13 protein-coding genes are annotated in these 12807 nt (G+C 71.9%); 6 read left to right on the plus strand and 7 right to left on the minus strand.

The features are described from left to right. Positions 1 to 8: 8 nt before the first annotated feature. Positions 9 to 794 (minus strand): electron transfer flavoprotein subunit beta/FixA family protein, encoded by a 786-nt coding sequence (locus ACT4N7_RS14685; RefSeq protein WP_444829266.1) that lies wholly within the window; start codon positions 792 to 794, stop codon positions 9 to 11. A 244-nt stretch (positions 795 to 1038) separates the two neighbouring features. Here ACT4N7_RS14685 and ACT4N7_RS14690 point away from each other — a divergent pair, with 244 nt between their 5' ends. Further along, entirely contained in the window at positions 1039 to 1875 is an 837-nt protein-coding gene (locus ACT4N7_RS14690; RefSeq protein ID WP_444829267.1) for a DegV family protein, read from the plus strand. A 104-nt stretch (positions 1876 to 1979) separates the two neighbouring features. On the opposite strand, the gene ACT4N7_RS14695 is transcribed toward ACT4N7_RS14690, so the two are convergent. Both ACT4N7_RS14695 and ACT4N7_RS14700 read right to left on the minus strand, forming a co-directional pair. Next, complete coding sequence (locus ACT4N7_RS14695; protein ID WP_444829268.1) at positions 1980 to 2627, minus strand: DUF397 domain-containing protein; 648 nt, start codon at positions 2625 to 2627, stop codon at positions 1980 to 1982. Positions 2628 to 2734: 107 nt separating this feature from the next. After that, positions 2735 to 3604, minus strand: a complete 870-nt coding sequence (locus ACT4N7_RS14700; RefSeq protein WP_444829269.1) for a helix-turn-helix domain-containing protein — start codon at positions 3602 to 3604, stop codon at positions 2735 to 2737. Positions 3605 to 3737: 133 nt separating this feature from the next. Here ACT4N7_RS14700 and ACT4N7_RS14705 point away from each other — a divergent pair, with 133 nt between their 5' ends. Genes ACT4N7_RS14705 through ACT4N7_RS14720 form a run of 4 tightly spaced genes read left to right on the plus strand, consistent with a single transcriptional unit; the run spans position 3738 to position 8161 of the window. Beyond that, the gene (locus ACT4N7_RS14705) at positions 3738 to 4577 is read left to right on the plus strand and encodes an SAM-dependent methyltransferase (RefSeq protein ID WP_444829270.1); all 840 of its coding nucleotides are present in this window, start codon (positions 3738 to 3740) and stop codon (positions 4575 to 4577) included. 38 nt (positions 4578 to 4615) lie between these two features. After that, positions 4616 to 5377: a class I SAM-dependent methyltransferase gene (locus ACT4N7_RS14710; protein ID WP_444829271.1), complete on the plus strand. Its 762-nt coding sequence runs from the start codon at positions 4616 to 4618 to the stop codon at positions 5375 to 5377. Continuing rightward, a complete protein-coding gene (locus ACT4N7_RS14715; protein WP_444829272.1) occupies positions 5374 to 6894 on the plus strand; it encodes a 1,4-alpha-glucan branching protein domain-containing protein in 1521 nt (506 codons plus the stop codon). The genes ACT4N7_RS14710 and ACT4N7_RS14715 overlap by 4 nt, the downstream gene beginning before the upstream one ends. Positions 6895 to 6931: 37 nt before the next feature. Beyond that, the gene (locus ACT4N7_RS14720; protein WP_444829273.1) at positions 6932 to 8161 is read left to right on the plus strand and encodes a glycosyltransferase family 4 protein; all 1230 of its coding nucleotides are present in this window, start codon (positions 6932 to 6934) and stop codon (positions 8159 to 8161) included. Here ACT4N7_RS14720 and ACT4N7_RS14725 read toward each other — a convergent pair. Further along, complete coding sequence (locus ACT4N7_RS14725; RefSeq protein ID WP_444829274.1) at positions 8158 to 8910, minus strand: acyltransferase; 753 nt, start codon at positions 8908 to 8910, stop codon at positions 8158 to 8160. The genes ACT4N7_RS14720 and ACT4N7_RS14725 overlap by 4 nt on opposite strands. 49 nt (positions 8911 to 8959) lie before the next feature. Between ACT4N7_RS14725 and ACT4N7_RS14730 the strand changes: the two genes are divergently transcribed. After that, positions 8960 to 9901: a nucleoside hydrolase gene (locus ACT4N7_RS14730; protein WP_444829275.1), complete on the plus strand. Its 942-nt coding sequence runs from the start codon at positions 8960 to 8962 to the stop codon at positions 9899 to 9901. Here ACT4N7_RS14730 and ACT4N7_RS14735 read toward each other — a convergent pair. The 3 genes from ACT4N7_RS14735 to ACT4N7_RS14745 are packed head-to-tail and all read right to left on the minus strand — an operon-like array spanning position 9898 to position 12802. Next, positions 9898 to 11076 (minus strand): class I SAM-dependent methyltransferase, encoded by a 1179-nt coding sequence (locus tag ACT4N7_RS14735; RefSeq protein WP_444829276.1) that lies wholly within the window; start codon positions 11074 to 11076, stop codon positions 9898 to 9900. The two genes, ACT4N7_RS14730 and ACT4N7_RS14735, sit on opposite strands and share 4 nt — an antisense overlap. Beyond that, positions 11077 to 12033: a class I SAM-dependent methyltransferase gene (locus tag ACT4N7_RS14740; protein ID WP_444829277.1), complete on the minus strand. Its 957-nt coding sequence runs from the start codon at positions 12031 to 12033 to the stop codon at positions 11077 to 11079. Beyond that, a complete protein-coding gene (locus tag ACT4N7_RS14745) occupies positions 12023 to 12802 on the minus strand; it encodes an enoyl-CoA hydratase/isomerase family protein (protein ID WP_444829278.1) in 780 nt (259 codons plus the stop codon). Before ACT4N7_RS14745 ends, ACT4N7_RS14740 begins: the two co-directional genes overlap by 11 nt. Between the last annotated feature and the right edge of the window lie 5 nt (positions 12803 to 12807).

The following is a 12807-nucleotide window of genomic DNA, read 5'->3' on the forward strand; positions in this document are numbered from 1 at the left end:
CTGCCTGCTCAGATGAGCTTCTGGGAAACCAGGTACTCGGCGATCTTGCTGCCGCCGTCGCCCTCGTCGCTCACCCGGGTGCCCGCCGTGCGCGGCGGCTTCGGGGCCGACTCGACCACGGTGGAGCTGGCGTTGGCCAGGCCGACCTCGCCCGCGTCGATGCCGAGGTCGGCGACGGTGAGCGTGGCGACGGGCTTCTTCTTCGCGGCCATGATCCCCTTGAACGAGGGGTAGCGCGGCTCGTTGATCTTCTCGCCCACGCTGATCACGGCGGGCATGGCCGCTTCCAGGTGCGCGATGCCCTCGTCGGTCTCGCGGAGCACCTTGACAGTGGTGCCGTCGATCTCGACCTTGCGGGCGTGGGTGAGCTGCGGGTAGCCCAGCAGCTCGGCGAGGATGGCAGGGACAGCGCCCGCGCGGCCGTCGGTGGCCTCGTTCCCGGCGATGACCAGGTCGACGCCCTCGACCGTGCCGATGGCGGCGGCGATGACCTTCGCGGTCTGCAGCACGCACGAGCCGTGCAGCGCGGGGTCGGACACGTGCACCGCCTTGTCCGCGCCCATCGACAGGGCCTTGCGGATCGCCTCGGTGGCGCGGTCGGGGCCGACGCTGAGCACGGTGACCTCGCCGCCCTGCGCCTCTTTGATCAACAGCGCTTCCTCGACGGCGCGCTCGTTGATCTCGTCGAGCACCGCGTCGGCGGACTCGCGATCCAGCGTGTGGTCGGACTCGGAGAGCTTGCGCTCCGAGTAGGTGTCTGGCACCTGCTTGACCAGGACAACGATGTTTGGCATGGGCCTTCTTCGACCTCCCGGAAACGAGCCGCCGACGGCGCCGGCGCAACCCAGATTTTCGTGCGGTTCGGCAGACCTTGCCATGTCAATCGGCCGGTTTGCACGGTGGCCTGCACCACCCGTATGTTACTCACCAGTAGCGTGACTGCAAACCAGAGCAAGCACTAGCGGTCCGTGATGGCGCTCACCAAACTTCCCCCTGGAGGGTGGGTCTGTTGCTCCGAACGAGTTACTGTCGCCGGACATGAGGGTCGCTGTCGTCACCGATTCCACCTCGAACCTGCCTGCCGAGTTGGCCGCGCGCGAGCGCATCACCGTCGTGCCGATGCAGGTCCGAATCGGCGACCACTTGGACGACGAGGCGCGCGTGTCCCAGTCCGACCTGCTCGACGCGATGCGCGGCGGGACGCCGGTGTCCACCGAGCCGCCGGACCCGGCGGCGTTCTTCTGGGCCTACCAGGCCGCCGCCGCGAACGGCGCCGACGCCGTGGTGTCGGTCCACGTCTCGTCGCGGCAGTCGCAGACCTACGAACACGCCACGCAGGCCGCCGGGCAGGCGGGACTGCCGGTGCACGTGGTGGATTCCCGCACTTGCGGAATGAGCGTGGGCTACGCCACGGCCGCCGCCGCCCGCGGAGCCCTCGCGGGCGCCGATCCGCGCCGGGTCATGGACATCCTGGCGCACCGGCTCGGCGGCAGCTCCGCACTGATCTATGTGGACACCCTGGAGTACCTGCGCCGCGGCGGCCGGATCGGCGCGGCGGCGAAGTTCGTCGGCAGCGCCCTGTCGCTCAAGCCGCTGCTGACACTCGTCGACGGCCAGATCGCGCCGCTGGAGCGGGTGCTCGGCGCGACCCGGGCACTGCGCAGGCTGGTCGAGACCGCCGTGCGCCGCGCGGCCGACCGGGAGGTGGACATCGCGGTGGAACACGTCGGCGTGCCGGACCAGGCGCGGGCCCTGCTGCACGAGTTGGGACAGCGGCTGCCGCGGACCCGCGCGACCGTGGTCACCGAGGTGAGTTCCGTGCTGGCCGTCCACCTGGGACCGGGCGCGCTGGGCATCACCATTTCGCCGATCTGAGCGGGCGAACGCCGAAGGCCACCTTCGGCGAAGGTGGCCTTCGGGTGATGGACCAGGGCGCGCTGGTCGGATCACGGTCGGGCGGTGGCCCGCGACGTGGGCGTTCAGGCGGTCGCCGGGAGCCACTTCGCGCGGCCCGGGTCGGTCGGCACCCAACAGCCGTTGGCGGAGGTCTCGGCGAGCGGCCTGCCGAGGGCGCCGGGGGTGCGGTCGTCCGGGAGGTCGAGCAGGTCGCGCAGGACGGTGGTGGCCCAGCCGGTGCGCTGCCACAGCACGGCGCGCGGGTTGAGCACGTCGGGCGCGTCGCCAGGCAGCCGCGACGCGGTCACGTCGTTCTCCGCGTGCAGCCGGACGACGTCGATGACGTTGTCGTGCGCGCGGACGCCGACCACCGCGGCGATCTCGCCGGTGGCGTCGCGCGGGTGCAGGAACTCGAAGCCGCGCTCGACGAGTCTGCGCAGGTAGGCCGCGGTGTCGGGCGCGTCGACGGCGCCCGCGCGGGCCACCGTGGCGAAGGAGCCCACCACCGGGCCGCGGAACACCAGCGCGGGGCCTTCGGGGTTGCGTGAGTTGCGGATCGCGGTGCGGTGGTCGTCCACTGGCGTGACCTCGACGCAGTTGCCCACCGCGCCGCTGCGGCTGCCCTTGCGCCAGCGCGCGCCGGTCAGTTTCGCGGCTGATACTCCGTTGCGAACAGCGGTCATGATGACCTCGCCTCCCGACTCCCAGTCGCCGTGCAGATGCACGTGCATTCGGTGCGTGTCGAAGATAACACGTTCCGTTGACCGCGCAAATGCACGTGCATCCGAGCGTGCCGCGACAGGGGGTGGATCAGTCGGTTCTCTGCGTGACCGTCCGGTCAGATCTCGGCGAGGCGCTTCATCAACATCTGACGGGAGCCGCTCGGCGTCTCCGCGTCCACCGAGAGCCGGTCGAGGACGCGGCTGTACTGCTCGATCTCATCGACCCGGTCCAGGTAGAGCGCGCCGCTGAGGTGCTCGATGAAGACGATGTCGGGCAGCTCGCCCTCGATGAACCGCAGCATGGTGAACGAGCCCTCCGCCGCGTACCCGCTCATCCCGAAGGGCACCACCTGCAGGGTGATGTTGGGCAGCCGGATGAGCTCCAGCAGGTGCTCGATCTGCCTGCGCAGCACCCGCGGCCCGCCGATCGGCCGGTGCAGCACGGACTCGTCGATGACCGCCCACAGCTTCGGCGAGTCCGTGCGGTGCAGCAGCTTCTGCCGCGCCATCCGCAGCGAGACCCGCCGCTCGGTCACCTCGTCCGCCATGTCCGGCCGCCCGTGCGCGGCCAGCACCTTCATGTACTCCTCGGTCTGCATCAGACCGGGCACGAACTGCAGCTCACAGGTCTGGATCCGGGACGCGGACTCCTCCAGGCCGACGAAGTCCTGCAGCCAGTTCGGCATCTCCTTGTAGCGGTGCCACCAGCCGGGCTCGTTGGCGTCCTTGACCATGTCGAAGAACTGCTCGCGCTCGTCCTGGTCGATGACGCCGTACATGGTCAGCAGGTCGGCGACGTCGCGCTCCTTGAACGAGACGCGGCCCAGCTCCATCCGGCTGATCTTGGAATCGGAGCCGCGGATCTGCCAGCCCGCGTCGGCGCGGGAGATCTCCAGCTTCTCGCGAAGCCTGCGAAGTTGGGACCCCAGCACGATTCTGCGCGCCGTCGGCCTGCCCTGACCGCCGTCTGCCCGGCTCTCGGCCATAGCGCGTCCTCTCGCGAATCCGTCGATATCCGACACAGCACCCGACAGCGTCTTCCACTTGCACGTACCCCTATGGTGAGGGTACCCCTTGACTGCACAACGTCCACGATCCACGACGCTCTGTGAGGACCAGATGTCGACCACCGATGCCCAGCCGACCGACCACGACGTGCCGATCTACATCGACACGACGAAGGCCAGCATCGCGCGAGTGTATGACGCGTTCCTCAACGGCAAGGACAACTACGAGATCGACCGCGAGGTGCTCCGCCGGGTCCAGCGGGTCGCGCCGGAGGCGGCCCAGCTCGCGCGGGACAACCGCGAGTTCCTGATCCGCGTCACCCGGTTCATCGCCACCCAGACGGGGATCAAGCAGTACCTCGACTGCGGTTCCGGGCTGCCCACGGCGGAGAACACCCACCAGGTGGCGCAGCGCATCGACCCGGACTCGCGCGTGGTCTACGTGGACAACGACCCCGTGGTCCTCGCGCACGGGCGCGCGCTGCTGGAGGAGAACGACCAGACGCTGTTCATCGCCGAGGACATCTTCGAGCCCGAGCGGATCGTGCAGAACCAGTGCGTCACCCGCACGCTCGACTTCACCGAGCCGATCGCGCTGTTCCAGCTCGGCACGATCCACCACTACGCGGGCGAGCGCCCCCCGGCCGACATCATGAAGGTCTACATCGACGCGCTGCCCTCGGGCTCGATCGTCGCGATCAGCCACTTCTTCGACCCGGAGACCGACGAGCACAGCCCGCTCGCCCGCCGGATGGAGGACGTGTTCCTGCACAGCCCGATGGGCAGCGGCCTGTTCCGCACCCGGCCGCAGATCGAGGAGCTGTTCGCGGGCCTGGAGATGATCGAGCCGGGCTTCTCGCTGTGCGCGGACTGGTGGCCGGACGGCCCGCGGATCAAGCCGCTCGACCAGGTCCAGTACTGCATCGCGGGCGCGGTGGGCCGCAAGCCCTGACCCGTACTGGCCGGTAGGCCATCGGCTACCGTGCTGCCGTGTCCACCGAAACGGCAGACCCGGCCGACCAGTTGCCGCTCACCGGCGAACGCACTGTTCCCGGCGTCGCACGGGAGAACTATTGGTTCCGGCGGCACGAGGTGGCCTATCTCCGGCTGGCCGACCGGTGCGCCGACGCCGTGGTGCTGGAGGCGGGCTGCGGCGAGGGCTACGGCGCCGACCTGCTCGCCGCGCGCGCCCGGCTCGTGCTCGGCCTGGACTACGACGCGCTGACCGCGGCGCACGTGGCGAAGGTGTACCCGGCGGTGCGCACGGTGCGTGGCAACCTCGCCGGGCTGCCGCTGCGGAGCGGGTCGGTCGACGTGGTCGCCAACCTGCAGGTGATCGAGCACCTCTGGGACCAGGAGGGCTTCCTGACCGAGTGCCGCCGCGTCCTGCGCCCCGGCGGTCTGCTGCTGGTGACCACGCCGAACCGGTTCACCTTCTCCCCCGGCCGCGACACCCCGCTGAACCCCTTCCACACCAGGGAACTCGCACCGTCCGAATTGGACGAACTGGTGCGCGCGGCGGGGTTCGGGGTCGAGTTCCTCGGCGGGGTGCGGCACGGCCCGCGGCTGCGCGCGCTGGACGCCGCGCTCGGCGGCTCGATCATCGACGCGCAGGTGGCCGTCGCCGTGTCGGGCGAACCGTGGTCGGCCGAGCTGCTGGCCGCCGTCGCGTCGGTGACGGCTGACGACTTCGAGATCACCGGCGAGGACTTGGCCGCGAGCCTCGACCTGGTCGCGGTCGCGCGGGCATGAAGGAGCCGATCGGCGGGTTCGCGCTCGTCCTGCACAGCCACCTGCCCTGGCTGCCGCACCACGGCACGTGGCCGGTCGGCGAAGAGTGGCTCTACCAGGCGTGGGCGCACTCCTACCTGCCCGTGGTCGACCTGCTGCGCCGCTTGGCCGACGAGGGCCGCCGCGACGTGCTCACCCTGGGCGTCACGCCGGTGCTCGCCGCGCAGCTCGACGACCCGTACGCGCTGCGCGGCCTGCACGACTGGTTGGGCAACTGGAACCTGCGCGCGCAGTACGCCGCCGTCCGCTGGCAGGGCGGTGATCCGCTGCTGCGCGAGGTGGCCGCGGCGGAGTACCGCGCGTCGGCGCGGGCGCTGGCGGAGTTCGAGACGCGGTGGCGGCACGGGTTCTCCCCGGTGCTGCGCCCGCTGGTGGACAGCGGCGTGGTCGAGCTGATCGGCGGCCCCCTGACGCACCCGTTCCAGCCGCTGCTCGACCCTCGGGTGCGGTCGTTCGCGCTGCGGGCCGGGCTCGCCGACACCGCCGGGCGGATCGGCCGGACCCCGGCCGGGATCTGGGCGCCCGAGTGCGGCTACGCGCCCGGCATGGAGCGCGGCTACGCGGCGGCGGGCGTCGAGCGGTTCCTGGTGGACGGGCCCGCGCTGCATGGCGACACGGCGTTCGCGCGGACCGTGGGCGAGTCCGACGTGGTGTGCTTCGGGCGCGACCTGGAGGTCACCTACCGGGTCTGGTCGCCCAAGGCGGGCTACCCCGGCGACCCCGCTTACCGCGACTTCCACACCTACGACCACCCGTCCGGGCTCAAGCCGTCGCGGGTCACCGGCAGGCAGGTCGCGCCCGAGGACAAGCGGCCTTACGAAGCCGCGCTCGCCGCCGAGGCGATAGCCAGGCACGCCGCGGACTTCGTCGAGACGGTGGTGTTGCGCCTGCGCGATCTGCGCGCGAGGCACGGCAGGCCCGGGCTGGTGGTGTCGGCCTACGACACCGAGCTGTACGGCCACTGGTGGCACGAGGGCCCGGCCTGGCTGGAGGCGGTGCTGCGGGCGCTGCCCGAGGCGGGCGTGCGCGTCACGTCGCTGGGCGGGGCGCTCGACGCCGGGTACGTCGGCGGGCGGGTCGACCTGCCCGCGTCGTCGTGGGGGTCGGGCAAGGACTGGCGGGTCTGGGACGGCGAGCAGGTGTCCGACCTGGTGCACGCGGGCGCCGAACTGCAGCGCGACCTGCTCGACCTGGTGGACCACCTGCCCGCGGGCGTCGGCCGCGACCCGGTGCTCGACCAGGCGGTGCGCGAGGCGCTGCTCGCGCTGTCGAGCGACTGGGCGTTCATGGTGACCAAGGATTCCGCCGCCGACTACGCGCACCGCCGGGCCAAAGTGCACGGCGAGCGGTACGCCGAACTGGCGTCGCTGCTGCGCGCGGGCGCCCGCGACCGGGCCGCCGGGCGGGCGGCGCGGGTCCGCGCGGAGGACGGTCTGTTCGGCGGGCTCGACGCACGCGCGCTGGGTACCGGCGAGTAGGGTGCCCCAGACCCGACGGCGAGGATTCCGGTTCACGATGCGCGTGTTGATGTTGTCCTGGGAATTCCCCCCGGTGGTCGTGGGTGGGCTCGGCCGACATGTGCACGCCGTCGCGCGGCATCTCGCCGACCAGGGCCACGACGTGGTCGTGCTGTGCAGGCACGAGGCGGGCACCGACGCGCTCACCCACCCGACCGAGGACGGCCTGCACGACGGCGTGCGCGTGGTCCGGGTGGCCGAGGACCCCACCCACCTGGTGTTCGAGCAGGACCTGGTCGCGTGGACGCTGGCCATGGGACACGCGATGATCCGCGAGGGCCTCGCGCTGCTCGACGCGTGGCGCCCGGACGTGGTGCACGCGCACGACTGGCTGGTCACCCACCCGGCGATCACGCTGGCCGACCAGGCGCGGGTGCCGCTGGTGGCCACCCTGCACGCCACCGAGGCGGGCAGGCACAGCGGCTGGCTGTCCCAGCCGCTCAACCAGCAGATTCACTCGGTCGAGTGGTGGTTGGCGAACCGGGCGGACGCGCTGATCACCTGCTCGGCGGCGATGCGGGCCGAGGTGGTTCACCTGTTCGAGATCGACCCGGCCTCGATCGCGGTGATCCACAACGGCATCGAGCCGCGGAACTGGCGCGTGCGCCCGACCCGCGCCGCGCACGCGGCGCCGCTGCTGCTGTTCTTCGGCAGGCTGGAGTGGGAGAAGGGCGTGCACGACCTGATCGCCGCGCTCCCCCGCATCCGGCGCACGCACCCGGGCACCCGGCTGGTGGTGGCGGGCAAGGGCTCCCAGGCGAAGGCGCTGGTCGAGCTGGCGCGCAAGCTGCGGGTGCGCCGGGCGGTCGAGTTCGCCGGACAGCTCTCCGACCGCGACCTCGGCGCGACCCTGGCGGCGGCCGACGCGGTGGTCCTGCCCAGCCGGTACGAGCCGTTCGGCATCGTGGCGCTGGAGGCGGCCGCGGCGGGCGCGCCGCTGGTGGCCTCGACCGCGGGCGGCTTGGGCGAGGTCGTGGTGCACGGCGAGACCGGGCTGTCCTTCACCCCGGGGGACGTCGACGGCATCGCCACCGCCGTGCGCGACGTCCTGGACGACCCGGCCGCGGCCCGGCGCCGTGCCCGGACCGCGAAAGCCCGCCTGGCGGTGGACTTCGACTGGAACCTGATCGCCGCGCAGACCGCCACCGTCTACGGGAATGCCCGCGTCGGTGAGCACGGACCGCTTGGCAGGCCGAAGATCGCCTCCGGCAACGCCTTCGGACCCTAGCCTTCCAAGGTCTTCTGCAGGGCCTTCGATGCCTTGCGGGCCATGTCGGCGACCGCGGCGCGGCGTTCGGCGTCGGCCTCGTAGGCGGTGCGGCGGTCGCGGACCACCTTGGCGGGCATACCCGCGGCGATGGCGTAGTCCGGGATGTCGCCGCGCACGACCGCGTGGGCGCCGATGACCGCGCCCCGGCCGATCCGGGTGCCCTTGGTGACGGTGACCTTCGTACAGATCCACGTGTCCGGGCCGATGCGCACCGGCGACTTCACGATGCCCTGGTCCTTGATCGGCTGGTGGATGTCGGCGGTGACGTGGTCGAAGTCGCAGATGTAGACCCAGTCGGCGACCAGGGCGGCGGCGCCGAGTTCGATGTCGAGGTAGCAGTTGATCACGTTCTGCCGCCCGAACACGGCCTTGTCGCCGATGCGCAGTGAGCCCTCGTGGCAGCGGATGGCGTTGCCGTCGCCGATGTGCACCCAGCGGCCGATCTCCATCCGGCCGTAGCCGGGCCGCGCGTGGATCTCCACGTCCTTGCCGAGGAACACCATGCCGCGCAGCACGATGTGCGGGTTGGCGAGCCGGAACCTGAGCAGCCGCCAGTAGCGGACCAGGTACCAGGGCGAGTAGGCGCGATTGCGCAGCACCCAGCGCAGCGAGTCCCGGGTGAGGAAGCGCGCCTGCGCCGGATCGCGCCGCGCGCGCGACCAACACCGCAGCCGGGCGGCCACCGGAGAGGCCCACATCGAGGTCATGGCCGAAGACGGTAGCCCAGCGGGCGGGGGCCGATGGCAGGGTGGTGGCATGCCCCGACTGATCATCGATACCGACCCCGGCGTGGACGACGCCTTCGCGCTGGCGCTGGCCGCCCGGTCCCCCGAGGTCGACCTGCTGGCGGTCACGACCGTGTTCGGCAACGTCGGATTGGCGGCCACGACTCACAACGCGCTGCGCGTGCTGGCGCTGTGCGGCCGGGAGGACGTGCCGGTCGCGGTCGGCGCGGCCCGGCCGCTGGTGCACCCGCAGCCGCGCGAGGCCACGGCCGCGCACGGCGCGGACGGCCTGTCCGGGCGGGCCGCGACGCTGCCCGCCCGGGGGCGCGGCGTCGAGCCGGTGGACGCGGTGACCCTGATGGCCCAGGTGCTGCAAGCATCACCCGAACCGGTGACGCTGGTGCCGATCGGGCCGCTGACGAACATCGCGCTGCTGCTCGCCGCGCACCCCGGCGTCAAGCCGAAGATCGACCGCCTGGTGATCATGGGCGGCGGCCTGAGCGGCGGCAACTGCACGGCGGCGGCGGAGTTCAACCTGTGGTGCGACCCGGAAGCCGCGCGGCGGGTGCTCGTGGTGGAGGACCTGCCGACTGTGCTGGTGCCCATCGACCTGACCTACCGCTGCGCCGTCGACAACCACTGGCTGGCGCGGCTCGCGGCGACCGGCCCGATCGGCGCTGCCCTGGACTCGCTGACCGGCGTCTACCGGGCGCACTACCGGGAGTCGATGGGCTTCGACGGCACCGTTATCCACGACGCCGTCGCCGTCGCCGAGGCGATCCGGCCGGGCATCCTCGCCACCACCCGGCTGCCCGTGGCGGTGGAGACGGCGTTCGGCCCGGCCCGCGGCTCGGTGATCGCCGACCGCAGGCTGACCTCGTTCGCTGACGAGTCGGGTGCGCGGCCGATCGACGTCGCGCTCGACACCGACCTGGACGCCCTGCGCGCGTTCATCCTCAGTAGACTGTCCTAACTGGACGTGCGCTCCGCGCGGCACACGATAGCCACCGGCGCCCGACCGATCCGCGTCAGCACGACGGAGGCTTCCCCGCCACCTCGCGGTTTCAACCGCGGGCGCAGGGCATTGGGGTCGACGTCGAGGCCGCGCACCAGGATCTCCACCCGGCCGACGTCGAGCCGAGCGAGGGTCGCGCGCAGCGCCTTCTCGGTGTAGCGGCCGTGTTCGAGCACGCGGAAGGCGCGCACCCCGGGTGGCGGCACCGGCCCGGTCAGGTAGGCGATCCGCTCGTCGAGTTGGCCGAGGCCGTGCGCGGTGGCGTAGTGCCGCACCAGCCCGGCCCGCACCACGGCGCCGTCCGGGTCGATGATCCACTCGCCCACCGGGAGCACCGGACAGTCGTCGTCCTGGGTGTCGGTGACTGTCCACTCGGTACCGTCCGAGCGCAGCACCGTGGCCCGCCTGCGCACGCCGGTCGCCAGGTCGCCGGTCCACAGGCACGCCTCGCGGACCGCGCCATCGAGGGACACGAGTTCGACCTCGTCGGCCCAGGGCACGTCCGCGAAGTCGATGCCGGGCGTGCACTTCACCGCCAGGTCGCGGCCCCGGTAGGTCTCGGCCAGCGCGCCGAGCGGCGGGGCGAAATCTTCCGGCCGCCACCGCCTGCGGCCCGACGCGTCGCGCCTGCCCGGGTCGGCGAGCACAGCGGTCCCGCGGGTGACCGGGCCGAGCGCGTCGGCCCGCAACAGCGTGGCGGCCACGTTCGCGGCGTCGATGTTGTTGCGCGCCATGGCAAGCCGGACCGGGTCGAGGTCGGAGCCCACGCAGCGCGCGGCGACCCGGGCCACGGCGACCAGATCGACTCCGACCGAACAGGTCACGTCGTGCACGTCGCGCCCGACCAGTCGGCGCGCCCGGTGTCCGGCGACCAGTGCGGGCGTGGCCTGCTGAAGCGCCGCGTCGGTGAACAGCCACCGCTCTGGAGAGTCCACTTTGGACATGGCTTTTCGGCGCAGCAGCACGGTTTCCAGCAGCGCGGACGCGCGATCACCGGCCAGCGACCGCGCGGCCGCGACGTCGGCCAGATAGCTCGCGGAGGTCAGCGGCAGCCGGTCGACCTCGGCCGCCGCCACCAACCCGGCGGCCGACCGCAGGAAGCCGACGTCGCCGAGGTTGAACGCGTAGCCCACTCAGCGGGACTTGCGGCCGCTGATCAGCACGTTGTAGAACAGGTTGCGCGGCAACACCTTGCGCAGCACCCGTTCGTCCAACCAGGACAGTCGCTGCCAGGTGCGGAAGGCGAACACGGCCCAGCCGAAGCCCAGCTTCCCCGGCGGCACCGCCGCCTCGAAGGTGCGCACCGGCCAGCCGAACAGCGCCGCCGCGAACTCCTCGGTGACCGCGCCGACCTCTACCAGGCCCGCCTCGCGCGCGGTGCGCTCCAACTCCGCCGGGTCGAAGGTGTGGATGTCGACCACGGCCTCCAGCGCCGCCGCCCGCGACGACTCGTCCAGTTCCGCCTGCGGCCGCCGCCACGTCCGCAGCGGGCCGACCTTGGTGAGGTTCGTGGCCAGCCACCAGGTCGCCTGGCCGAGCTTGCGCGCGTAGCGATCGCCGATCTTGGTCGGCTCGCCCGCGAACACGAACCGCCCACCCGGCTTGAGCACGCGCCGGATCTCGCGGAACGCCGCGGGCAGGTCGGGGATGTGGTGCAGCACCGCGTGGCCGATGACGAGGTCGAAACTGTCGTCGTCGTACGGAATCCGCTCGGCGTCGGCGACCCGGCCGTCCACGTCGAGCCCGAGGTTGCGGGCGTTGCGCAGCGCCACCTCGACCATGCCGGGCGACAGGTCGGTGACCGAGCCCTTCTTGATCACCCCGCCCTGCATCAGATTCAGCAGGAAGAAACCCGTGCCACTGCCCAATTCCATGGCCGTCTCGTACGGCCAGTCCCGCTCGCCCGCAACCGCCCTGAACCGGCCGACCGCATAGTCGATGCAGCGCTCGTCGTAGGAGATGGACCACTTCTCGTCGTACGAGCCCGCCTCCCAGTCGTGATAGAGCACGTTGGCGAGCTTCGGGTCGGCGAACGCGGCCCGGACCTGCTCGGCGGTGGCGTGCGGGTTCGGCATCGGGTCAGCGGCCATGGAACTCCGCCTTCCCGGGGCCGTTGTCGATGAACGAGCGCAGACCCGTCTCGCGGTCCTCGGTCGCGAACAACGCGGCGAACAGCGTCGTCTCCAGCTTCAGGCCGTTGGCGAGGTCGGTGTCGAGACCGAAGTCGATCGCCAGCTTCGCCGCGGCGAGCGCGCGCGCGGCACCCTTGGTGAACTGGCCCGCCCAACGCTTCGCCGCCTCGTAGACGTCGTCGGGGGCGACGACCTCGTCGACCATGCCGATCGAGAGCGCCTCGTCGGCCTTCACGAACCGTCCCGTGTAGACGATGTCCTTGGTGCGGCTCGGGCCGATCAGCCGGGTGAGCCGCTGGGTGCCGCCCGCGCCGGGAATGAGGCCGAGCAGCACCTCCGGCTGACCGACCTTGGCGTTGTCGCCCGCGATGCGCCGGTCGCAGCACAGCGCCAGCTCGAACCCGCCGCCGAGCGCGAAGCCCGTGATGGCCGCCACCGTCGGCTTCGGCAGCTCCGCGATCTCGGCCAGCGACGCGGACAGCTCCGGGGCGTAGTCGGCGATGTCGGTGTAGGACATCTCGGCGAACTCCTTGACGTCCGCGCCCGCCGCGAACACCTTCGGACCGCCGTAGACGATCACCGACTTGACGTCGTCGCGCTCGCGGGCCTCGTGCGCGGCCACGCGCAGTTCGGCCTGGAGCTGCCGGTTGATCGCGTTCATCGGCGGCCGGTCGAGCCGGATGGTGCCGATGCCGTCCTCCACCTCAAGCCGAACGAACTCACCCACGGCCA

It is taken from the genome of Actinokineospora sp. (assembly GCF_052390155.1).
GTDB lineage: Bacteria > Actinomycetota > Actinomycetes > Mycobacteriales > Pseudonocardiaceae > Actinokineospora.

Bases quoted from the DNA above. Each gene is read 5' to 3' on its own strand.
- ACT4N7_RS14685 (WP_444829266.1), bottom strand. From the start codon at position 794: ATGCCAAACATCGTTGTCCTGGTCAAGCAGGTGCCAGACACCTACTCG.
- ACT4N7_RS14690 (WP_444829267.1), top strand. From the start codon at position 1,039: ATGAGGGTCGCTGTCGTCACCGATTCCACCTCGAACCTGCCTGCCGAG.
- ACT4N7_RS14695 (WP_444829268.1), bottom strand. From the start codon at position 2,627: ATGCACGTGCATCTGCACGGCGACTGGGAGTCGGGAGGCGAGGTCATC.
- ACT4N7_RS14700 (WP_444829269.1), bottom strand. From the start codon at position 3,604: ATGGCCGAGAGCCGGGCAGACGGCGGTCAGGGCAGGCCGACGGCGCGC.
- ACT4N7_RS14705 (WP_444829270.1), top strand. From the start codon at position 3,738: ATGTCGACCACCGATGCCCAGCCGACCGACCACGACGTGCCGATCTAC.
- ACT4N7_RS14715 (WP_444829272.1), top strand. From the start codon at position 5,374: ATGAAGGAGCCGATCGGCGGGTTCGCGCTCGTCCTGCACAGCCACCTG.
- ACT4N7_RS14720 (WP_444829273.1), top strand. From the start codon at position 6,932: ATGCGCGTGTTGATGTTGTCCTGGGAATTCCCCCCGGTGGTCGTGGGT.
- ACT4N7_RS14725 (WP_444829274.1), bottom strand. From the start codon at position 8,910: ATGACCTCGATGTGGGCCTCTCCGGTGGCCGCCCGGCTGCGGTGTTGG.
- ACT4N7_RS14730 (WP_444829275.1), top strand. From the start codon at position 8,960: ATGCCCCGACTGATCATCGATACCGACCCCGGCGTGGACGACGCCTTC.
- ACT4N7_RS14740 (WP_444829277.1), bottom strand. From the start codon at position 12,033: ATGGCCGCTGACCCGATGCCGAACCCGCACGCCACCGCCGAGCAGGTC.